Origin of the sequence: Mucilaginibacter sp. P25, from assembly GCF_050859465.1 — a bacterium.
Taxonomy (GTDB): domain Bacteria; phylum Bacteroidota; class Bacteroidia; order Sphingobacteriales; family Sphingobacteriaceae; genus Mucilaginibacter; species Mucilaginibacter gossypii.
Genome location: NZ_CP193937.1, coordinates 4,377,346 through 4,398,349 on the forward strand (window position 1 = coordinate 4,377,346; position 21,004 = coordinate 4,398,349).

Consider the following 21,004-nt stretch of genomic DNA (forward strand, 5'->3'; position numbering starts at 1 on the left):
CGGTAAACCAAGTTGGGAGAAATCTAAAATGCTCAAATATAAGAATCCCAGCTTGGGTAAAATTGAAACAGAACGCGGTTACACAGTACAAAAAAATGCCCGGAAAGCATGAGCAGACCGGGCGTCCAAGCTGATTATTAATCAGCAGGTAATAAAGGATTAGGATGTTATTTAGTTGAAGTTAGTGGCGCGGTAGCTACTGCTTTAGCCTGAAATGCTTTTTTGAGTTCGGCTGCCCCCTCGGTCATTGCGCTCCTTGTGCCGGGAATGTAGGCCAAGGCGTTTAGCATGCCCCAGTCATGGATCATGCCGTTATAGCGTACCGCGTTTACGCGAACACCTGCCTGGTCGAGCTTGCGGGCATAGGCTTCGCCTTCATCCCTCAAAACGTCATTTTCGGCAGTCAGAACGATTGCAGGCGGCAAACCTTTAAGCTGATCAACAGTAGCTTGCAATGGCGACGCATAAATTTCTTTGCGTTTTTCAGGGTCTGATGTATAGTTATCCCAAAACCACTGCATCATACTTTTTGAAAGGAATCTGCCGGTCGCATATTTATTGTAAGATTCTGTTTCAAAATTGGCGTCGGTTACCGGCCAGTAAAGCATCTGGAGCTTGATTTTTGGGCCATTTTTATCTTTTGCCATCAAAGCTACAACCGCGGCCATGTTACCACCTACGCTGTTACCCACAACCGCAAGGTTATTTCCGTCGACTCCGATTTCTTTACCATGTTCTGCAACCCATTTGGTAGCGGCATATCCCTGGTTAACAGCTACGGGATAGTGGGCTTCCGGCGATGGGGTATAATTAACAAAAACTGCAGCCGCGCCCGATTCGACAACAAGATCACGAACCATGCGTTTATGAACATCAAAATCACCCAATACCCAGCCACCTCCATGGAAAAACATGAATACTGGAAGTGTTCCCTTAGCGTTTGCCGGCTTTACAATATTGATGCTGATGGACTGTCCGTCTTCGGTAATTGTTTTTTCTGCTATGGTAATCCCTGAAAGATCGACCTTTACAGAACTTTGTGCGCCGGATAACACCGCGCGGGCGTCTTTTGGGGACAAAGTTTCGATAGGTTTCCCGTTGCCAGAATTAAGTACTTTTAAAAATGCTTTGGTGTTTGATTCGATCTGCGGATCAGATGCCGGATCCGTTGATTGCGCCTTTAACTCTGTTCCTATTGCTAAAGTGCCTAACAGCAATGCTGCTTTGAGGGTCATTTTTGTTTTCATGATTTTATGTTTTTCTATGGTGCAAAAATGTCTCATGGTTCAGAAATGCCGCTTGACCTGGGTTAAGAAAGCACATTGACTTTTGTCAACGCCTGCTTTTGCCTCCGTCCGTAAAGTACGGACTAATAAAAAAGCCTCATATAGAGGCTCCTTGTTGATATATAAATTTTTATCGAGGAAGGGGACATTCGGTTTATTATTTAAGCCATACGGATTACTTTGATAGGGGGATAGCAAGCCGAAGTGTTGGGCGGGTTCCTTCGAAGCGGTTTTTTGCTGCTGTTTCAAAAAATACTTTGGCTTCAAGCAAAACGCCGTTCGGTGCAAAATAAGCTAGTCCCGGGCCATATCCAAATACGCGCTCTTTGGTGTTATCGATACCGTATTTATCCTGGTAGTAATGGTTGTCGCCATTATAACTATCCTGGTTGAATTGCGTTAAGTAATAGGCTGCTGCTTCTATCTTCAAGCTTTTTAAAATCGAATAATCGACGGAGTAGTTACCATTGTAATACGCCCCTGCCTTACTTTTTTGCCCAATAAAGTGGCTATTGTAATTGAACTGATTCCTGGAACTTACACTAACCTGATCGCTCAGCATAAGTGTAAAGGCATGGTAAAGGCCATAGGCCCATACATGCGATGACGGATTGATATTATACCTGCTGTCATAACCGCCAACCGGTACGTTAATGTCAAATTCTACGCGGTGCGAGAACGGTTTGCCAAACAGTTTCTTATCCGACCATTGAACAGCTGTTCCCTGCACAATATCGCCTAAAACACCGGGATTAACGATAAAGGCCTGGCCACCCAGGTTTGATGCCGAGATTTGTACAAAAGGAACTATCACGGTAAAGCCAAGGTTGCCGCCCATCAGGCGTACCGGTGAAAGATAGATCAACTGGTTCATTTGCAAAAGAGAGTTAACCTTCAAATCAGAATGTGTATTTCTGCCGAAACCATCATTTAACTGATGGGCCTGAAAATACTGGGCGTAGCCCTGGTAAATGAAGCCCGGCTTACCGGCCACGCCATCGTAAACATTTGCAAGGCCAAGGTTGGTAGGAGGGAGTGCCGGATCTTGCGCGTATGTCTTAACGATAGCCGATAGACAAAATGCTAACAATAACAAGGGGCGCCTGGTCCGCGCTTTATAGTTCTTTTCTTTCGTTTTCAAAGGGGCGGTAACTTTTACTTCAGGATCGGTAGTGGCTTTTACCGGTTCATCGGTTTTTTTATTTTCTTCGGGTACGTTTGTATTGATTTCGTTTTTCATAGTGCAAATCTCTGTCGCCTCCCCAAAATGCACATTGATAAAAAGCAAGAAAGGCCATTGATATTTATCAAGAACTTTCCTTGTGTGTCTTGACAGCTCTTATGATATGACTGTTTAAACCGCACTGCCAGGTATGCTTGTTATTATAATTTGGCGGGATTTTTTCGGTTGCCGATTGATAAAAGTCAATAGCCTTTTTTATTTTATATCAACGGGCAACCGCCTGTAGCTCGTGACCTTTACAGCAAAAGTTTTAGATCATGACAACAGAAAAATTAGATATCAACAGTGCGCTTAACTGGCGCTATGCTGCGAAAAGAATGACCGGTGCAGTTGTTCCTCAAGATGTAATGGGCCGGATCCTTGAAGCCGCCAGACTGGCACCTTCGGGCATTGGCCTGCAGCCTTATGAAATACTGATGATCACCAACGCCGAGTTGAAAAAACAAATATTGCCGATAGCTGCTAATCAAATGCAGGTGGTAGAATCATCTCACCTGCTTGTTTTTGCTCCCTGGGATGATTACACGCCTGAACGTATTAACGGCGTGTTCGATTATTTGAACCAGCAACGTGAAAAGGTGTCTACCACTTTAGATCGTCAGCGCCAGTTCGCATTAAACTATTTTTCAAAATTTAGCAGTGAGGAGAATTTTCATCACGCCGCTAAGCAGGCCCATATAGCCCTGGGTATCGCTGTAGCTGCTGCGGCATTGGAGCGGGTAGACGCTACGCCGATGGAAGGTTTTAACGCACAGGAATTGGATAGATTTCTTGATCTGAAATCTAAAGGCCTTCGCAGTTCAATGCTGATGGCGATTGGTTACCGTGATGAGGCGAACGATTGGAACTTTAAATTGCCGAAAGTGCGTAAACCAATGAGCGAGTTAGTAACACTTTACCAATAAGCTTGATATATAATTGGAAGAAATATGGAAAATATCAATTTTTTGCCGGCATCCACAAGGGGTAATAAAAACATTGGCTGGCTTAACGGGTTCCATTCCTTTAGCTTCGGCGCATTCTATGAACCCGGAAGGGTACCATTTGGCCCCTTGCTGATATTGAATGATGATTTCGTAAAGCCTAATACCGGCTTCGGACAGCATCCACATAAAAATATGGAAATCATTTCTATTCCGTTGAAAGGAACGATAACCCATAAAGACAGCACCGGGAGGGAGTCAACTATCGGCGCCGGAGATATACAGGTAATGAGCGCAGGTGCCGGTATAACACACAGCGAATTTAATCATAGTAACGAAGAGGTCAACTTCCTTCAAATATGGATCCACCCGGAGCAAAGGGATGTTAACGCAAGGTATCAGCAAATATCCATTCTCCCGCGCAAAATCAACTCCGGCAAGTGGTTTCACCTTATCCTGATGATGAGGGACTTTGGATCTATCAAAGGGCCTGGATGCATTTAGGGGATTTTGAAGCTGGCGCAAGTGCTGCTTACAACATCAAACACCAGGGCGATGGTGTATATTTCTTTTGATTAGCGGCGAGGCCTGGATAGCTGGGCATACACTGCAAAAACGTGACGCGGTTACTGTTACTGGCTTGGAGAGCATTTTAATGAGGTTTACTGAAAACTCCAGGATCCTGATAATTGAAGTTCCGGTAAAATGAGCGTGCTGAAATTAGGGAGTTTTCGAAAAATATCTTGTCTGTTTTAAGTTAATTGCGAGTGTGATTTGTTCTTTGTTTAAAATCAGAAAATGTAATTATGCGGTGGAGACGCCTATTGCTTATATTTGAAATTGATTTTACTTAACAGCGAACAGAGTGATTGAAGTATTTAAAAAATATATCCGCGAAAAAAGCAAGGTTTCGGAAGAGGACCTGGATAAAATTATTGCGGTTTGCCAAGTGAAGAGAGTAAGGAAGCGACAGTATTTATTGCAGGAGGGCGATGTATGGAAATATAATGCCTTCGTAACAAAAGGATGTGTGCGTACCTACACGCTCGATGATAAGGGGAATGAGCATATTATCAACTTCGCGGTAGAAAACTGGTGGACAGGAGATCGGGAAAGCCTTGCGTCGGGCGAGTCATCGATATTTAATATTGATGCGCTGGAAGATTCGGAAATTGTCCTGATCTCGAAGTCGAACTTCGAAATGCTCTGTGTCCAGATCCCCGCATTTAACGATATGGTGAACGGCATTTTGCAGAAGAGTTTTATTGTGGCCCAAAATCGCATCCATACATTTATCAGTTTATCCGCTGAAGAAAAGTATCTTAAATTTCTGGAGAAGTTTCCTCATTTGGTGATGCGTGTGCCGCAGGGGATGATTGCTTCTTACCTGGGCATAACGCCCGAAACTTTAAGCCGGATCCGTAACCAAACTGCGAAGAAATAGCGTAGGTTTTGCAGGTATTTGAATTTTCGGAAGGCATTTTACTTGAAATGGCATTGATAAATATCAATGCCATTTCTTATTTGATATCAATTAAAAACGGCAGCAGCATCAGCATTTTTGGATGTCGGTTTTTCGCTTTTGAGAGCTGGCAAACTTGTTATGAAAAAGATAGAAGGATTAAGAAAAATAGCGATCCGGTTGAATGGCACTACCAGTAAAGCTTACGAAATGCTTGCTGAAAATGTGATCGGTTCAAAGAAGATTCTCGCCGCGCCTGGGTTGACTGTGTATGTATTGGTAGACGGCACAATAATGGAGTTATATGGTCCCGGTGCCGACTTTCCGGCCTATTTGTTTGCAGATTCAGATGTTGTGGTCAGTTATAGGGTCAGCAATTTGGATGAGGCGCTTGTTGAATTGACAAGATCTGGGGCGGAAGTTGTTGCTGTTATGGATTGTGACCAGGGATCTTTTCGCTTTTGCCATATTCGTATAACCGGGCAAAGCCTGTTTGGGATATATGAGGAGCGGGAGTTGAGCACAGCCTCCTGACAAGTTTTTGGGCTGGTATGGATTTAGTCCCATACCAGCTATCAATCTATCTGTCGTGGTACAGTTCTTTTTTAATACTAAGTTTTTTCATCCTGGACGTGAGCGTACTTGGTGGCAGGCCCAGAATTTCGGCGGCACCGCCCACACCTGTTACCTTACCATTGCAGCTTTTAAGTACTGAAAGGATGTGTTCAGCTTCAATCTGCTCAAGTGTTTTCCTGTTATCGCCGGTGGAGGTTGCAGGCATGGAATCCGTTCGTTTCACAGCTGGCATTTCGATGCTTTCAACAATTTTTCCTCTTGTTTTGATCAATGTCCGCTCCATCAAATGGTTTAACTCCCGGATATTACCCGGCCAGTTATAAACCGATAATTGCTTTAAAGCAGCCGGGCTGAGCTCCGGCGCTTCCAATCTTCCCATTTCTTCGGCACTTTTTAAGAGGAAGTACCGGGCGAGGACCGGAATATCTTCCTTGCGGTCCCGCAACGGAGGCAGATTGATCGGGTACACATTTAGTCTGTAAAACAGGTCCAAACGGAACCGGCCTTCGCCAACTTCTTTCTCCAGGTTACGGTTGGTAGCAGCCACAATCCGCACGTCAACTTTAATTGTTTTGCTGCTTCCGATATGTTCAAACTGCTTTTCCTGTAGTACCCTTAACAGTTTTACCTGCGATTCTAAAGGCAACTCGCCAATTTCATCCAGGAATATTGTACCCCCGTTAGCTGCTTCAAATTTCCCGATACGCTTTTCGATAGCACCGGTAAAGGCACCTTTTTCATGACCAAATAGTTCAGATTCAATCAGGTCGGCAGGTATAGCCGCGCAGTTAACTGTTATAAATGGAGCATCCCGCCTTGAAGATAGTAGATGGATATTATGTGCAATTTTTTCCTTGCCCGTACCGCTCTCGCCAAGGATAAGAACAGTTACCGGGGTATCTGCAACCATTTCTACGTTATCCAGCACATGCAGCAGCGCGGCGCTGTTGCCATAAATGCCCTCAAATTTAGGTACAGATTTAACCGGTTGAATACGGGATGCCCGTCTGAGTGTTTTTGAATCACCGTTATACGCCAATGATAAAGTGTTAAAAAGGCGAAAGACAAACTTTTCATTCTTACATAAAAGGGTTTTATGTGAATGGTCAAACCCATTTTCGTTTCTGTTGAAGAATGCCAGCTGCAGTGTGCCCTCGCTGGTTTTGTTCAGCAATTGTAAGGATGAGTTTAACCTGTAGGGCGCTAACAGTCCACCGCCAGGGATACGGCCTGCCTGAAAGCTATGGAAAGCGCCCCCATTAAGTATACTCACGTCTACACTTTTTCGGATCTGCGTTTGACTGCCCTGGTAGTAAAATACCTGGATAAGTTGTTTGGCCTCGAGTGCAGGCAGTACCTGGTATTCGTTAAAGCCAACCCTAAAAAAAGCGCCGGATTCCGGTTTGTTACTGTTTGCCGGCGTATAGCTGAAAGCGAGGTAATCAAATGGGATCAGAGATTGAAATGTAGCCGGAATTTTATTCAGTTTACTTTCCAATGTTGTTTGCTCATCTGTTAAGGCCCTTACCTGTTGCTGCAAAAGCAGTTCGCGCTGTGCGGTAAATTGCAAGCTGGTTTCATGCTTGCTTCTTGCAATATCCAGCATGATCAGCAAGTCTTTCTCCCTGAAAGGTTTAACCAAAAAGCCGTAAGGTTGCGTGGCCTTGGCGGCCTCGAGGATACTTTGATTGGTATTGGCAGAAATATAAATAAAGCCAATGCCTTTTTCCTGCAGATAGGGGGCAAGTTCCGTCCCCATCGAATCGTCCTGCAGAAATATATCAAGCAGTACCCAGGTAGGCTGATATTTATCAACAGCTGCTTTCGCCGATTCCACACTGTCCGCAGTGCCGCACACGTTGTAGCCGGCATTCTCCATCATATTGGTCAGGTCATTGGCAACGATGAACTCATCTTCAACAATCAGTAGTTTTTCAATCATACTTCAAATTAGCTTTTCCTTAGCAGAACACAAAATGCGCCTGTTGATCAGTTTTTGTTTTAAAATCTATTATTATCTCAAACCCGCTTACGGTATTTACGGTTACAGCGCCGCGTATTTGCCTGGAAAGCCCCATGATCAACGTTTTTCCAAGCGATTTTGCCGAAAGGAAATCAAACCCCTCGGGAAGACCTACGCCATTATCGGCAAACATCAGGCGATAAGTGCCTTCCTGCAGGTGCAGGAGCGTAATTGTTATTTTGCCCCCGGCTTCATTCGGAAACGCGTATTTCAATGAGTTGGTAGCCAGTTCATTGATGATCAGTGCAAAAGGTATCGCGGTATCCGGATCTACCGCAATCGGTACCATGTTCAAATCAAACGTTATCCGGTTGCCACACTTAAACTCATCAATAAGATAATCTACCACTTCTTTTATACAGCACGACATTTCGATAGCAGCCCCGGTGGCTTGTTGAAATAGCTTTTGATGTACCAGCGACAGTGCATACAACCGGTGTTTACTGTAAACCAAAACCTCCCTGCCTGTTTTATCATCTATAAACGAAAGCTGGCTGTTAATGAGGCTGCTTAATACCTGTAGGTTGTTCTTTACCCTGTGGTGCATTTCTGCAACCAAGCATTCCTTTTCGGTAGATAGTTTATCGATATCGCCTTTTAATAAGGCAATGCTCAACTCCAGTGTTTTGATCTGCTGCTCGTTCACCTTTTTGTTTTCTCTTATACTGATACGCTCCAACAACAGCATACATCCCCCAATCACCAGCAATAATACTGTAATTCCAATCAACCAGCTGTTTTGAAGAACACCTATTGCCAAACAGCCTGAAATGTTGTCGGCAATATATTCTTTACTGGTACTGGTTGCCATAATAAACCCGGCATTTGGTATCGTCATTTTTGTATTTGATTATTCCTCGGCACGGTTTTGTTAGGTTTAGTCAAGCGTATTATTTATCCAAAAATGTTTTGAACAAATAATACGCTTTACCAGCAATCTGCATGCCCGCGAAAAGGTTGTTCTTTTTCAATTGCTTACGATTTGGACCTCATTAAATTCCCGATATTTCGAGAAATTGCGATATTTCGGTAACCGTATTGGGTTTGAAGCAATTTGCCCTGGTTGGGGCATTAAGTGCAATGTCCCTTATTGATCTGGTTCCGGTTCAGTATAGGGCTTGTTAGCAGGTGTATTGTTTCAAGTATCCATTATCAAAGGTCATGACTATTTAAAAACTACCTGTTGACCTACGCTAAATAACTGCCTTGACATTTATCAATCCTGCTTTTTAATCGGGGCTGTTGGATATCATTTTGCCGGGAGGATATAAACCAAAACGGGCAGCCTGAATGGCTGGCCGCTATAATATTCAGTATATGAAACTAATGGTTACGATACCTTACCTCTCGGATCATCGATGTGAATCTTGGCGATTTCGTACCGTACTCCCTGGCGATCAAGGATCCGAACGTTTTTAACTACCGTACTTAACGCGGTTAAAAATGTTTCAGCGTTTTCATGACGCTCGTAAGCCTCTTCGTCTGCCCAGCCCTCAAGCAGGTGGAAGGTATTTGGATCCGTTAGGTCTTGAGAAAAGGCATAATATATACATCCCGGCAATTTGTTTGCCGCTGTCATATCCGGGATCACGGCGTCGATGAATATCTGGCGGTCATCCGGATGCACACGATAATAGGCACTTACCGTAATACCGGTTGAAAGTGTTTTATCATGATCTGTTGATGTTCCTGTTTTAATAGAATTTTCCATATTTTAAACTGTTGATGAAATAACTGTAGCCATTGGCTAAATAATTACTGTAGCACCGCGCTTAAATTTCCAAACACACCAAGCTGGCCGAGTAAAATAGTGCCGGCAGTGTAACAGTGAAATGATTTTACCTTACCATTTTCCAGGTGAAATACATCGCAGCAAGGGGTATGTATCTCATTACCGGTAGCCGCAATTGTGCCGGCAGGCAATTGCAGCGGGCCTTTGTGCGTGCCGTTAAGTGATAGTTCAACCACCACTACATTTTCTTCGTCCCTTACATAAAAATCGTATAGTTCGCGGTGCATATCAGGGAAGGCTGTTGAATAGATATCAACCGTTCTGCCAATATCCGCGCCATAATATTTTGCGCCTGCAGATATATCCCAAAAGTAGCCGTCGTCTGTAAAAAGGGCTGCAAAAGCTTTGCTATCCTGTATTTCAGCGACACGGTAAAGCTCGCGGATCACTTTTTCGTTTTCTGAATTTGTTGGAGTTTTCATATGGTTCTTTTATTGATTTGATACAAAGGTTGGAATTGCCATTCTTCTGTAAATTGACATAGGATAAAAAAGAGGGTTGATAAATGTCAATGAGTAAAGTTGAGCACCGCAGTTTTTTTCCCTGCTGAATCCGTTAACGCATTGCGGCTTTTACTTCAATTCGGCCCTTGTTAGTAATTGTTTCAGTTTGCCCTCCAGTGCTTCTCCGCGCAGGTTCTTAGCTATCACCCTGCCTTCAGGATCGATCAGGAAGTTTTGCGGAATTGCATTAATACCACAAAGTTTCGCGGCAGTGTCGTTCATGTATTTGAACTCAGAAACCTGTGTCCAGCTTAGATGGTCATCTTTAATGGCTTTTAACCAGCTGTCGCGGTATTTAGGGCCATCCAGGGAAATGCCTAATACCGTAAAGTCTTTATCATGAAAATGCTCATAGGCCTTTACAACATTAGGGTTCTCCGCGCGGCAAGGAACACACCATGGTGCCCAGAAGTCGATCAATACGTACTTGCCCCGTAAAGAAGATAATTTTAACAGGTTGCCGCTGGTGTCCGGCTCCGCGAAGTCGGGGAGTATTTTGCCAATTGCAGTGATTTTCAGTTTTTCCAGTTTGGCCGTAAAACTTCTGCCTTCTTTACTTGCTTTTACATCTTCTCCAAATTTATTAAATATAGGTTGCAGCAATGAATAATCGGCGGTATAAGCATAGTCGCCCAAGGCCAGAATCCCGGCTATTGATGCTGTATGATTTTCAGCAAATCGTCGTTTTGAGGCATAATAAGCCGAATCGATAGCCGCTTCTTTGATCTGTTGCTTAGCTTTAAAGCTTGCCGCTTTACGTTCTTGTTCGGTTGCCGCATTGGTTTCGGCTTCTAATGCCTGGTATTTGTTATCAAAAAACTTCTCTTCAGCACGGTATAACCGGTATTCTTCATTCAACCTGGTGCCGCTTACAGTAGCATCCTCAATAGTCGATTTGCCCTGGATGATCGTAGTGCCCTGCATAAGATAAAACTCGAGCTTATCGTCTTTACTATCTGTGAGCGACTTATGTTTAAGCGAGATCTCTGCTTTAACAGGTTCCGCGACAGTTCCGTTAAAGGTAAAATGCCCGTTGATGATCGGTGTCGCTATCTGCTGATGCGCACCGGATGGTGTAATGTACCGCATTAAGGCACTATCTCCGCGGGCTGAATTTTCGATAGCTCCTTTAATAGTGAAAGCGTTGTTTTGCGCGGTGGAAATGAATGGTGAGGCTACTAAAAGCGCAATAAATAATTTTTTCATTTTAATGATGGAGGATAATTCGATGACGTTGTGGATATAACTGTTTTATTTAATCATTTCTAAGCGGCTTCTTAACAGTCGGGGCCGGTTAACATCTTTTTCAGTTAACCGGCCCCGATTGTTTTAATTTAGAGCAACTTAGTTTACTCTTCTCCTACAAAAACATAAAGTTTTTGCACTTTCCTGTTTTCGATCACAAACAGGTCCATGCCTGTAACAGTGTCTGGCTTGGCATCATCACCAAATTGCCAAAATAAACGGGCGATGTTATGATTGATATTAACCGGTTTGGCTTGTGTGAAACGGAAATTCGGATTTTCCCGGTGAAGGCTAACAATAAAATTATCTATTTCTTTGTGACCATTCGCAATAAAGTGGCGATCGAGCATCTCTATATCTGTTGCGTAAATTTCGTTGAGAATTGCTTTGCGTTTGTCTTCATCCTGTTCGTTCCAAAGCTCGAGATGGCGTTCTATCAGGGCTTTAATCTCCTCCTCTGTAAGCGCTTCATTTTTAATACTGCCTTTAGGAGACCAAAGTACTTTTGTCGGTTTGTTTTTCTCGTAACCTTTGCCATTGGGATAGGAGACAAGTTCCATTTTAGCTCCCCATGGAGAAAGGAAATATACCCATGTTTCCCCTTCAGTATCGCCCGATGGCATCAGGAAAGGTTCGCCGAGAAACTTGATACCTTTTGATTTTAAGAATTCTACCGATTCATCCATGTTTGCGGTATAGAAACCGATGTGGCTTGCGCCAATATCATCACTCCCCGGATGCGATTTACTTCCCTGGTTATTTTCATAGGCGAAAACTTCGATGCTTGCACCAGTGCCGGCGTGTACCATTTTAATAGTTACTGCTCCTGTATCGGGATGCATATTGTTGTTCTCTTTCCATGCGATGTCAAGCGGGAATGGGCCAAGTTGGGTAACCGCCGAGAAACCGAAAATATCACTGAAAAAATCGATGGCCTGTTGCAGGTCAGGTACATTGATACCAACATGGTCAATACCTGATATTTGTGCTTTTGTTGACATGTTCTTGCTTTTTTTAATGTTTTTCATTTGTTTGTGAATATGACAAAATTGCCCCTTTAGCGTTGACCAGGCATTGATATAGAATAAAAAAGCACATTGATAAATGTCAATGCATTGACTTGTCCAAGCCTTTGAAGACTGAAACGATATTGGCGGATAAAAGATTTAAAACTGTCTCTTATTAGACTGATTTTTAATAATATATGTTGGTTTATATAAAGTTTATATTGGCTTGTATTAGCGATTAGATTTTCGAAATGTTGGGTTATATTATTTACTTTTGGCGCTATTAAAACAATCTATTTATTGATAAACAGATTGCCGCATTGGGTCGGTAACCTGGTTGAGTTTGGCCAATAGCACTTTGAAAGACAAAAAAGGACAATGGGTTTAAAGGTTAGTTTGTCATATCATTGGTTTTGCCGCTGAACTGAAGCTGTCGTTAATGATCTTATCCCGGTGAGATGCATCGGTAAAGCCGGACAGTCGAGATGCTTAACTTAGCAAATCAATGGACAAGAAAAAGTCAAGCCGCCGTGTTTACGATGCGGATTTTAGGTCGGATGTATTGAAGATGGTTTTTAGTGGTCGTTCGGTTGTGGACGTGGCCGCTTCGTTGGGGATCAGGGAGAATTTGATCCACAAATGGAAAAGCCGTTATAAAGAAACAACGGGATCATCGGCGCTGAAATCGCCAGGGTCAGAAACGCCGATTGTATCGGTAGAAGAATATGAACGAATGAAGGTACGTCTGCGAGAAGTGGAGCAGGAAAGGGATATCTTAAAAAAGCATTGGGCATTTTCAGCCGGACAACTTAAAGCAGGTGTACGCTTTTATTTTATCACAGGAGCTGTTTTTTCCGGTGATAAGGATGTGTGATGTATTATCGGTGAGCAGGAGCTGTTACTATGCCTATCGTAAGCAGGATGAGCAGGCTGAATGCTCAGTTCAAAAGAAGATCGAAGCGCAGGTAGTTGAAGCCTTCCGGTTACATAAACACCGTTATGGTATCCGTAGGTTAGTCCCGGAGTTGTCAGACCAGGGATTAAAGATAGGTCATTACCGGGTACGGCGTATCTTACATCAAAATGGATTGAAAGCGATTCAACCCAGATCATTTGTGCCCCGGACAACAGATAGCCGACATCCATATCCAATCAGCCCCAACCGGTTGAAAGACAGGTTACCGCCATCAGGGATAGACCAGATATGGGTTGGCGATATCACCTATATCCCGCTAAGAGAAGGATCCTGGTGCTATCTGGCGGTATGGATGGATCTGTTTTCCCGCAGAGTGATCGGGTGGCAGTTGTTGCACCACATGAAAGAGGCCCTTGTACTGGAGGCGTTTCAGAAGGCCTATAGCAATCGTAAAGCTGATAAGGGGTTGATCGTTCATTCAGATCGTGGCGGACAATATGCAGGGAATATATTCCGCCGATGGCTTGCCAGGTGTCATGTACTACAAAGCATGAGCGATGCGGACAATCCGTATGACAATGCTTTTATGGAATCGTACTTCTCCCGGTTTAAAGCCGAGCTATTGCAGGACGGCTCTTTTGAAAATATAGAAAATGCCCGCAGCGAGATATTTGAATATATTGAAATGTACTATAACCCTATCCGAAGACATTCAGCCTTAGGCTATATCAGCCCGATGGCGTTTGAGCGAAAGGCAAGTTATCCACAAAAAGCGGAGGCCCGATAAAAAGAAAAAAGAAGCAAAAAAGAAAAACGTGTTGAAATATGGAAAACTCTCCGAGTTTCCCACATTTCAACACCACAAACAAACAACAAGTTATTTATTTTTACTTTTATAAATCATGACAGATCAACTGTCCGGATAAACCATCACACCCCACGGTGCGTTGAAGTATGGAAGGGATCTGCCTGTTGCCATTCCAGTTCGATAGTTAATCCATTGTTGCTGGTTATCTTTAATTGGGCGCGTATCTGGCGGCTTAAACCTGTCATGAGCTGCATACCTAATGATTTTGATTGCTTTATATCAATCTCCGGGGATAAACCTTTCCCGTTATCACTGATCATTAACCGAACGTGATTGTCAGTACTGGTAAGGTTGATGGAAACCTGTTTGTCGGTCTGATCAGCAAACGCATATTTTATCGAATTTGTTATCGCTTCGTTCAGGATCAACCCGATGGGTACAGCCTGGGAAACATCTAACCTTACCGGTGCAACATCTACCCGTAATTTGATATGGCCAAAGGTATCGAAGCTATCCTGCAGATAGAGTGCGATCTCCCGGATATAATCACCCGCATCTATAGTAGCGAGGTTATCAAACTGGTATAATTTCTGATGGATCAGCGATATCGACCGCATCCGGTTTTGACTGTCCCTGATCACATCGATTGCTACTACATCTTTAATATTGCTTAGCTGGGAATTAAGCAAGCTGATCACGATCTGCAGGTTGTTTTTGACGCGATGATGTACTTCTTTCAAAAGCCATTCCCTTTCATCAACCAATTGCCGTAAATATTCATTTTGCGTATTAATTTCCTCTTGCTGTTCCTGCAGATCATTGTTTGCTTGGTGCTTAAGCTTGTAACGGTTGTAAAGGACAGCGAGTAAGGCCATCAATAACAGGACAGAGGCAATAAACAGGTTCCGGATCATTTTCTGGCTATGCAGCGCGCTGTTCTGTAACTGATTTTGATGGGTTAGCAGGTCGATATGTTTTGCTTTAAAAGCGATTTCCTGATCCTTCTTTTGCAGGTCGAAAGTCATTTGCATCCTGCCAATCTGCTTGTTATAATTACGGGACAGCATTGAATCCCGCAATAAATGTGCGTTTTCCTGGTGACTGATTGCCGAAAGGAAGTTTCCCCTGGCCGAGTCTACCTGGAATTGATAATGTTCTATTTTCTGTTTGGATATCAGGCTTTGGGTGACAGCCGCATATTTAATAAATTTTTCCACTTGTAATTCCGCTTCCGGAAACTGCTTCATGGCAATCAAGTATTCTATCATTGCCGCATCGGTAGGGCTCAATTCGATATTGTGTGCGTCTGTAAGCTGTTTCAAACGGTTATAATACCCCGAGGCTTTATCAAGCTTTTTTGTAGCTGTCGCCGCGAAAAGCAGGTTGGTGATCAGGTTGGTTTGGTTCTGATAATCGGTAGTCGGGCATTTTATGAGCGCTTCTTCACAAGTTTTTACCGCCTCCCGGTAACGCCCCAGCTTGTTATAGATAGTGCCGAGGCTGCCCGATATCATAATCCAGTCGTTATTATTACGGTTTTTAAGCGCATAATAACTTGCCTTCTCCATGTATTCCGCTGTTCTGTTATCCTGATTGATGGAATTGTAAGTAAAGGCTAAACGATAGTAGATGGTACTGATCATTTGGCTGGTGTCCTTAAACATTTCAGCAGTTTTAAGCGCCTTTAGTTGATAGGAAAGGCCTTCTACGGTGTTTCCTGAACTTGTGAGTGCATCCCCAAGCAAATCATAAATATCCTGCAATTGTTTTACCCCGAGTAATTGGTAAAGAGCCAGCGATTCGTTTAAAAGCGAAACAGCTTCCTTAAGATCATATCTGCTATTCTTCAAATCTCCAAGAAACTTCAATCCATCGGCAAGCTTCTTAGTACGTGGCGCTACTTTTCTCAAAATGCCTACCGACTTCGTAAAATAATTTATCTTGATAATAAGGCTATCCGCATTGGTGGCGTCGTAATAAGTTGATAATTCCGCCAGTACGTCAGCGGCTTCAATGGTTGTTGAGTTTTTGGGAAGCAGTTTAACGCCCTGTTCGGCATATTTTCTGCCCGCAACTATATCTTTTTTCGCGGTAGCTTTGTGAAAGCAAGCTGTAGGCGGCGATTTCCTGTGGCAAAAAATGATATTGATGACTTAGGGAAAGGGCCTGGTTGCCATAATTGATGGCGTTACTTAGGTCGTCGGCCTGCTCACCCGGTTTATTCACATAGGTAGATGCTAAACGGAGCAATGCGTTGATCTTTGCTGTGTCTCCGAGGTCGATCTTCTTAATGCCAGACGGTATATCCGGTAGAAGGGGGAATTGGATTTACTGAAAGCAGGGTGGGATAGAAGTAAGACAAGAATAAAGATTTTAAAAAACAGCTTATTCATAAGTAGGGGGCAACGTCAAAAGTATAGATTTTATAACCGGGTAGTTAAGGTTCGGTGTTTTCTTACCGGGATTGAATTCTTGTCAATAACAAAGTTGATATGATTTTAAAAGTGTCAATCAAAATTATTGGTTTGCTGCCAGCGGGTGCTCTTTTGCTAGTTAAAAGGAGGGAGTGTATACTGTCAAATCCTTATTTCTTTATTTTATGCGTAAATTTGGGACATTGCTTTAGCTTAATAGCGAAATAAGATTGAGCGGATTAGAAACGGAAATGATCCGGTTATCGCTCCGGTAAGAACTCCACTCACCGGACGAATTTATCTTTTACTATGGGAAAAGGGATTTTTTCTATTTCTTTCTTTTTGCTGTTTGCCCTGACGGCCCTTGGTCAGGTAACTAAGGGCGTGTTGCTTGTAAAAAAGGAAACGGATAATAACCTTTCGGCTTTGTTGGAAAAGTTAAGCCAATCTCCTTCAGATACCAATAAGATCAATTTGCTCCTTAAAATTTCGCATGTTTATTGGTATTCCAGAACCTTAGAGAACAAGGCTATTGATAGCACTATGTTATATGCAGGTCTGGCACTTGAGTTAAGTAAAACTTTAAATTTCACCGAGGGCGGCAACGAGGCCAAATTTATGCAATGCAAGGCCTTACTTGAGCGAAATCAGTTTAAAGACGCATTGGATATAGCATCCAGTACCGATGGTGAAGAAAAGGCGAGGTTGTTGTTGCTTATTGCCGAACGCGGCGTTTTTAACTTTCCGCCCGACAGTAAAGAATACATCCAGGCTATGCCATTGATAAACCAGGCATCGGCGGCGGCAAAGAAAGCCGGCTCAACTAAATGGATGAACGAATGCTTTGTCCTGACAGGTAAATTTTACTTTAACCGAGGTAACGTAGCTTGTGGCAAGAGGGCATTCATGGATATCATTCAAAGTTTTCACCAATCAGGAGAAACTGAAAATGTGGCTCGAACATGGTCGCAACTTGGTACGTATATGCCTGAGAATAACAATACCTATCGCGATATTATTTACAGTAATGAAATGGCCGTAAAATACTATCGCCAGGCAAATAACCTGAAAGAAGCTGGATATAGTTTACGCGACCTTGTTATTATCCGGGGAAACCATGGCCAGATTGTACAGGCCGAGAAAGATCTGTTGGAAATGCTGAGACTTTTTCGGAATGTCACGAGCCGCTTTCTATAACCACTTACTATATCGTAAGTGACTTTTATCGTTTTAACGGCCGCTATGATAAAGCCCTCGACTGGGGATTTGCTGGGGTAAAGGCTGCCGGAGATAATCCTGATAAGCAGATCAGACCGTATATTGCGCTTGGCAACACATACGCGGCGCTGAAGAAATTTGATAAGGCTATTCAATTTTATCAGATAGTGCTTCAATATGATATCAGCAAATCTGACCGGGATAAGTATGTTGATTGTTATAAGATAGCCAATTTCATGGCCTCAGGAGGGGCACCTAAAAAGGCATTTAGATTTCTCAACGATTTTTTAAAGAAATATCCAACCTTATCGGTTAATAACAGGGAACTCTTTGCCTCAACGTACGGGTATATTTATGACCTGCTCGGGAACCAAAACCTTGCAGAACAAAGCTATTTGGAAATGCTCAGACTTGATCAGGCTGCCGATCAGGAAAATGGGAAAAGGATAGGCTATCATTTAACTTTAGCCGGTGGCGGCGCTTTATTCATTATAGGTAAGTATTATACCCAGCATCACCGTTTCAAAGAAGGAAAGAAATACCTGGAGGCATCGTTAAAGGATCCGCAATATTTTGACCGGGACCAGGAGCTTGATACCCATAAATTGTTGTTTAAGGCAGATTCTGCGCTCGGAAACTTTATTCCGGCTATCAGGCATTTTGCCAGGCATAAAGCGTTAGACGATTCTATCAATAATTTAGCTGCGAGGCAAAAAATATCTGAATTAAATATCAAGTATGAGGCAGACAAAAAGTCGAAGGATATCAAATTGCTTGAGAATAAGCAGAAACTCCAGGAAGCAGTAATAGAACGCTCCAATACAATCCGCGATGTGATGATTGGGGGCGTTGTGGTGCTGTTGTTGCTGGCAACCCTGGCGTTTTGGGGCTTTAAAAGCAAGCAGAAAATTAACAGAAGACTGGAGTCTCAACAGGAAGCTATCAATACGCAGAATATCATTTTACAAAGGTTATTATACGAGAAGGATGGCCTGCTTGCAGATAAAGACGGGCTTTTGAAGGAGAAGGACTGGTTGTTGCGAGAAGTACACCACCGGGTAAAGAATAACCTCCAGATTATCATGAGCCTTTTAAGAGCGCAGGCCGGTTTTCTTCAAAACGCAGATGCTAAAGAGGCGATAGCCGAAAGCGAAAACAGGGTTAACGCTATCGCCCTTATTCATCAGAAACTTTATAACAATGACCAGATTGCCACTATCAATATGCCTGCATATGTATCAGATTTGGTTAATAATCTCTCTAATGGCCTTGGTGTTAAAAAAATTAAATTTATACAGGCAATTGATTCGCTGCATATAGAGCTTTCCCAGGCGGTTCCAGTAGGGCTGATCTTGAATGAAGCTATTACTAATGCAGTTAAATATGCCTTTAATGGCGAAGCCGGGCAAATTACTATATCATTTGCTAAAGGTGAGCATGATCTTGTAAAACTTACTGTTGCCGATAACGGGCGGGGATTACCGGAAAACTTTGATGCTATGCAAAATAAATCACTTGGTTTGCAGATGATGAATGGGCTTACGCGACAGCTGAGAGGAGTTTTTGAAATATCGGGATTGGGAGGGGTAACTGTATCGCTACGCTTTAAACTACACGTTAATTAAAAATCAATTGCCTTTCAATTGATGAATCAACATAAAACTTTTTTTGGTTAAGTGAGGTAGGTGGATATTCCTGATTAGTAGACCAATACGTTTCGAAAATGGGTTCACGACGTTTCGTTAAACTTTTATCGTGTCATCTCCCTGAATCCGATATTTGTAATTTGATATTCGTCGACGCGATTCGCAAGGCTAATAGGTACGCAACAACATGGTCAATAATGCCGAAAAATCCAAATGTTTTTAGTTAGACAATTTTAGATTGCTTAAAATGGTTCAAGCCCATTTGGGTGCACAAAACGACCATTAATATATTGCGAAGGTCGTTTTTAGTTTTACCATTTTGAAAGGTAATATTAGGAGTCCGAAGGAATTTGATCGACTCTTAAGTAGTTCATTATCAAAATAGATGATGTATGCTTTCGCTTTGCTCACTCAATGCTCACCAAGCTGTTATTATAAAGATTAGCTTAGGTGTTAAATAAGCAGATATATAAAATGTTGATTTATATAAGGATGGAGTAGGAAAGAGCGGGAATTGAACTCCGGTATTATTAGCTTTAAAATCAATGTTTTATGACGATGCGCTTTTCCTACTCAATGAATAGCTCACTATTAAATAAAACTGGCTTTAAAAATAATTTTGAGAAATAAAAACGTTGACACTGTATTTGCCTATTACCTTTCTAACATAATCGTCTAATAAACGATGTGATTTCGTCACTGGTTTACTCGTTTTGAGGGTATCGGCGCCGATTAGTTGGATGTGCATTCCTGCTGTTTTGCATGTGGCGTGGGCCAGACATTTGTAAGACGATATAGGGCACTTGCGTACAGAGCATGATTACGGAATGCCATGCTTTTGCGTGTGGCGGTCTTTGTCAGCTTTAATATCACAGCGCTCTGCTTGGCATAATTGATAAATCGCTTAAGGATTTACCAAACAGCCGACAGTCTAAAGACCGAGGTGAAGTTTAAACTTGACCGTACCATGCTGAGGCATGAACATCTGTAACGACCCATCAAAACCACTTTACGTTACCCTGATGTGCTTATCAGCTTGTACATCCTGGCAGCTAGATCAAAATAAGATGCCAGGGTTAGAAACGGGCAGCTTTACAACGCAACAAATTCAAAAGCATTTGTAACATATACGAAAGTAATTTTTGGATGAGCTACGTTTCTTTGTGAAGAAATTGTACCGGCCTTACAATCTGTAGTGATCATATTGGCTGGTTTCAAAACAACATTCTTAACTTCAATGAAAAACCTAAAAACAACCTTAGCGATACCTCTTCTCATGCTATTAAGTTGTATGATATTTGTCGGATGCAACTATAGTAAAGGCGCAAAAAAGGACTTCCGCACCGGTTTATCTTTCAGCTACAATGGCTTTATCGTGCGCGATGTTTTATTGATTGACCCGGCCAATAAACGAATGACCGATAATAAAGTACAATTGAACACCCGAATAGCTATTGTAGCGCTTGGCCTAAACAATTATGGGCTTAAAGAAGGAAAGGTTTTCCCGGGGATGATGCTCTTGGTAACTGATAAAAAGGGAACCACGGTACTTAATGCTGCCGACCTGTTTGCAGGTGCTCAGGGCTATCCGCCGGCAAGCGCTACCGAACTGCGCGGTGATATCACCATTGCAAGACCGATGGAAGCAGGGGAGACCTATCACGTAAAAGTACACATTTGGGACAAGGTGAAAGCGGATAATGAATTAAATATTGAAGCAGACCTGGTTATACAGTAAATTATTATACACCGCAAAATTTGCTAACCAATTAAATTATTTACCATGGCCATTTTATTGCCGCGAAAACCGACCCTTATTTGCCTGACAGTGCTGGGCCCCATTTGCATTGTGGACGGCATTGTCAAAAAAAACACACAGGAGATCCTGGCCATGTTGGCCGTATTCATATATGCTGTAGTAACCCTGATTATGGACAGCAGA

The 21,004-nt window shown here is 42.7% G+C and carries 20 protein-coding genes and 2 pseudogenes; 11 read left to right on the top strand and 11 right to left on the bottom strand.

The genetic code is table 11. The annotated features are described in order from the left end of the window. Positions 1-167: 167 nt before the first annotated feature. Entirely contained in the window at positions 168-1,247 is a 1,080-nt protein-coding gene (locus ACRQ5D_RS22120; RefSeq protein ID WP_256337586.1) for an alpha/beta hydrolase, read from the bottom strand. Positions 1,248-1,461: 214 nt separating this feature from the next. After that, positions 1,462-2,526 carry a SphA family protein gene (locus tag ACRQ5D_RS22125; protein ID WP_091176489.1) on the bottom strand — a complete coding sequence of 355 codons (1,065 nt, stop codon included), beginning with the start codon at positions 2,524-2,526 and terminating at the stop codon, positions 1,462-1,464. 260 nt (positions 2,527-2,786) lie between these two features. Between ACRQ5D_RS22125 and ACRQ5D_RS22130 the strand changes: the two genes are divergently transcribed. The 5 genes and pseudogenes from ACRQ5D_RS22130 to ACRQ5D_RS22150 all read left to right on the top strand — a co-directional run bounded on the left by ACRQ5D_RS22130 (position 2,787) and on the right by ACRQ5D_RS22150 (position 5,448). Continuing rightward, positions 2,787-3,434, top strand: a complete 648-nt coding sequence (locus tag ACRQ5D_RS22130; protein WP_091176491.1) for a nitroreductase family protein — start codon at positions 2,787-2,789, stop codon at positions 3,432-3,434. A gap of 24 nt (positions 3,435-3,458) precedes the next feature. After that, positions 3,459-3,956: a pirin family protein gene (locus tag ACRQ5D_RS22135; RefSeq protein ID WP_218134529.1), complete on the top strand. Its 498-nt coding sequence runs from the start codon at positions 3,459-3,461 to the stop codon at positions 3,954-3,956. Next, positions 3,947-4,161 (top strand): annotated as a pseudogene (locus ACRQ5D_RS22140) (hypothetical protein). Before ACRQ5D_RS22135 ends, ACRQ5D_RS22140 begins: the two are co-directional and overlap by 10 nt. 156 nt (positions 4,162-4,317) lie before the next feature. Further along, entirely contained in the window at positions 4,318-4,896 is a 579-nt protein-coding gene (locus ACRQ5D_RS22145) for a Crp/Fnr family transcriptional regulator (protein ID WP_091176493.1), read from the top strand. A 159-nt stretch (positions 4,897-5,055) separates the two neighbouring features. After that, positions 5,056-5,448, top strand: a complete 393-nt coding sequence (locus ACRQ5D_RS22150; protein ID WP_143020922.1) for a hypothetical protein — start codon at positions 5,056-5,058, stop codon at positions 5,446-5,448. 46 nt (positions 5,449-5,494) lie between these two features. On the opposite strand, the gene ACRQ5D_RS22155 is transcribed toward ACRQ5D_RS22150, so the two are convergent. The 6 genes from ACRQ5D_RS22155 to ACRQ5D_RS22180 all read right to left on the bottom strand — a co-directional run bounded on the left by ACRQ5D_RS22155 (position 5,495) and on the right by ACRQ5D_RS22180 (position 12,081). After that, entirely contained in the window at positions 5,495-7,432 is a 1,938-nt protein-coding gene (locus ACRQ5D_RS22155) for a sigma-54 dependent transcriptional regulator (RefSeq protein ID WP_091176497.1), read from the bottom strand. A 19-nt stretch (positions 7,433-7,451) separates the two neighbouring features. Next, on the bottom strand, positions 7,452-8,351 hold the full coding sequence (locus ACRQ5D_RS22160) for a sensor histidine kinase (RefSeq protein WP_431200429.1): 900 nt from the start codon (positions 8,349-8,351) through the stop codon (positions 7,452-7,454). A gap of 492 nt (positions 8,352-8,843) precedes the next feature. Further along, positions 8,844-9,224, bottom strand: a complete 381-nt coding sequence (locus ACRQ5D_RS22165) for a putative quinol monooxygenase (protein ID WP_091176502.1) — start codon at positions 9,222-9,224, stop codon at positions 8,844-8,846. Between the two features lie 44 nt (positions 9,225-9,268). Then, positions 9,269-9,727 (bottom strand): nuclear transport factor 2 family protein, encoded by a 459-nt coding sequence (locus tag ACRQ5D_RS22170; protein ID WP_091176505.1) that lies wholly within the window; start codon positions 9,725-9,727, stop codon positions 9,269-9,271. A gap of 150 nt (positions 9,728-9,877) precedes the next feature. Then, positions 9,878-11,014 (bottom strand): TlpA disulfide reductase family protein, encoded by a 1,137-nt coding sequence (locus ACRQ5D_RS22175; RefSeq protein ID WP_091176507.1) that lies wholly within the window; start codon positions 11,012-11,014, stop codon positions 9,878-9,880. 143 nt (positions 11,015-11,157) lie between these two features. Continuing rightward, entirely contained in the window at positions 11,158-12,081 is a 924-nt protein-coding gene (locus ACRQ5D_RS22180; RefSeq protein WP_091176509.1) for a VOC family protein, read from the bottom strand. 484 nt (positions 12,082-12,565) lie between these two features. On the opposite strand from ACRQ5D_RS22180, the gene ACRQ5D_RS22185 reads away from it, so the two are divergent. Together ACRQ5D_RS22185 and ACRQ5D_RS22190 are read left to right on the top strand one after the other, a co-directional pair. Continuing rightward, positions 12,566-12,934 (top strand): transposase, encoded by a 369-nt coding sequence (locus tag ACRQ5D_RS22185; RefSeq protein WP_431200280.1) that lies wholly within the window; start codon positions 12,566-12,568, stop codon positions 12,932-12,934. After that, on the top strand, positions 12,927-13,763 hold the full coding sequence (locus ACRQ5D_RS22190; RefSeq protein ID WP_431200279.1) for an IS3 family transposase: 837 nt from the start codon (positions 12,927-12,929) through the stop codon (positions 13,761-13,763). Before ACRQ5D_RS22185 ends, ACRQ5D_RS22190 begins: the two co-directional genes overlap by 8 nt. 143 nt (positions 13,764-13,906) lie before the next feature. Here the strand turns inward: ACRQ5D_RS22190 and ACRQ5D_RS22195 are convergent, their stop codons facing one another. Together ACRQ5D_RS22195 and ACRQ5D_RS22200 are read right to left on the bottom strand one after the other, a co-directional pair. Continuing rightward, a complete protein-coding gene (locus ACRQ5D_RS22195) occupies positions 13,907-15,694 on the bottom strand; it encodes a tetratricopeptide repeat-containing sensor histidine kinase (RefSeq protein WP_432326622.1) in 1,788 nt (595 codons plus the stop codon). A gap of 130 nt (positions 15,695-15,824) precedes the next feature. Beyond that, on the bottom strand, positions 15,825-16,034 hold the full coding sequence (locus ACRQ5D_RS22200; RefSeq protein ID WP_431200432.1) for a hypothetical protein: 210 nt from the start codon (positions 16,032-16,034) through the stop codon (positions 15,825-15,827). A gap of 473 nt (positions 16,035-16,507) precedes the next feature. Here ACRQ5D_RS22200 and ACRQ5D_RS22205 point away from each other — a divergent pair, with 473 nt between their 5' ends. The 3 genes and pseudogenes from ACRQ5D_RS22205 (at position 16,508) to ACRQ5D_RS22215 (ending at position 19,041) form a co-directional block, all read left to right on the top strand. Then, positions 16,508-17,395 (top strand): hypothetical protein, encoded by an 888-nt coding sequence (locus ACRQ5D_RS22205; protein ID WP_432326624.1) that lies wholly within the window; start codon positions 16,508-16,510, stop codon positions 17,393-17,395. Positions 17,396-17,517: 122 nt separating this feature from the next. Continuing rightward, positions 17,518-17,571, top strand: a pseudogene (locus ACRQ5D_RS22210) (hypothetical protein); the annotation flags it as partial. A gap of 12 nt (positions 17,572-17,583) precedes the next feature. After that, positions 17,584-19,041, top strand: coding sequence for a histidine kinase dimerization/phosphoacceptor domain -containing protein (locus tag ACRQ5D_RS22215; protein ID WP_432326626.1), 1,458 nt, complete (start codon positions 17,584-17,586; stop codon positions 19,039-19,041). A 1,113-nt stretch (positions 19,042-20,154) separates the two neighbouring features. Here the strand turns inward: ACRQ5D_RS22215 and ACRQ5D_RS22220 are convergent. After that, positions 20,155-20,340, bottom strand: coding sequence for a hypothetical protein (locus ACRQ5D_RS22220; protein WP_091176282.1), 186 nt, complete (start codon positions 20,338-20,340; stop codon positions 20,155-20,157). 13 nt (positions 20,341-20,353) lie between these two features. On the opposite strand from ACRQ5D_RS22220, the gene ACRQ5D_RS22225 reads away from it, so the two are divergent. Beyond that, the gene (locus tag ACRQ5D_RS22225) at positions 20,354-20,800 is read left to right on the top strand and encodes a hypothetical protein (RefSeq protein ID WP_112656690.1); all 447 of its coding nucleotides are present in this window, start codon (positions 20,354-20,356) and stop codon (positions 20,798-20,800) included. The last annotated feature ends 204 nt before the right edge of the window (positions 20,801-21,004 follow it).

Coding starts and splice junctions, on each gene's coding strand:
- ACRQ5D_RS22185 (WP_431200280.1), top strand. CDS start 12,566: ATGGACAAGAAAAAGTCAAGCCGCCGTGTTTACGATGCGGATTTTAGG.
- ACRQ5D_RS22220 (WP_091176282.1), bottom strand. CDS start 20,340: ATGAGAAGAGGTATCGCTAAGGTTGTTTTTAGGTTTTTCATTGAAGTT.
- ACRQ5D_RS22180 (WP_091176509.1), bottom strand. CDS start 12,081: ATGAAAAACATTAAAAAAAGCAAGAACATGTCAACAAAAGCACAAATA.
- ACRQ5D_RS22190 (WP_431200279.1), top strand. CDS start 12,927: ATGTGTGATGTATTATCGGTGAGCAGGAGCTGTTACTATGCCTATCGT.
- ACRQ5D_RS22175 (WP_091176507.1), bottom strand. CDS start 11,014: ATGAAAAAATTATTTATTGCGCTTTTAGTAGCCTCACCATTCATTTCC.
- ACRQ5D_RS22120 (WP_256337586.1), bottom strand. CDS start 1,247: ATGAAAACAAAAATGACCCTCAAAGCAGCATTGCTGTTAGGCACTTTA.
- ACRQ5D_RS22205 (WP_432326624.1), top strand. CDS start 16,508: ATGGGAAAAGGGATTTTTTCTATTTCTTTCTTTTTGCTGTTTGCCCTG.
- ACRQ5D_RS22150 (WP_143020922.1), top strand. CDS start 5,056: ATGAAAAAGATAGAAGGATTAAGAAAAATAGCGATCCGGTTGAATGGC.
- ACRQ5D_RS22155 (WP_091176497.1), bottom strand. CDS start 7,432: ATGATTGAAAAACTACTGATTGTTGAAGATGAGTTCATCGTTGCCAAT.
- ACRQ5D_RS22135 (WP_218134529.1), top strand. CDS start 3,459: ATGGAAAATATCAATTTTTTGCCGGCATCCACAAGGGGTAATAAAAAC.
- ACRQ5D_RS22160 (WP_431200429.1), bottom strand. CDS start 8,351: ATGACGATACCAAATGCCGGGTTTATTATGGCAACCAGTACCAGTAAA.
- ACRQ5D_RS22170 (WP_091176505.1), bottom strand. CDS start 9,727: ATGAAAACTCCAACAAATTCAGAAAACGAAAAAGTGATCCGCGAGCTT.
- ACRQ5D_RS22125 (WP_091176489.1), bottom strand. CDS start 2,526: ATGAAAAACGAAATCAATACAAACGTACCCGAAGAAAATAAAAAAACC.
- ACRQ5D_RS22130 (WP_091176491.1), top strand. CDS start 2,787: ATGACAACAGAAAAATTAGATATCAACAGTGCGCTTAACTGGCGCTAT.
- ACRQ5D_RS22165 (WP_091176502.1), bottom strand. CDS start 9,224: ATGGAAAATTCTATTAAAACAGGAACATCAACAGATCATGATAAAACA.
- ACRQ5D_RS22225 (WP_112656690.1), top strand. CDS start 20,354: ATGATATTTGTCGGATGCAACTATAGTAAAGGCGCAAAAAAGGACTTC.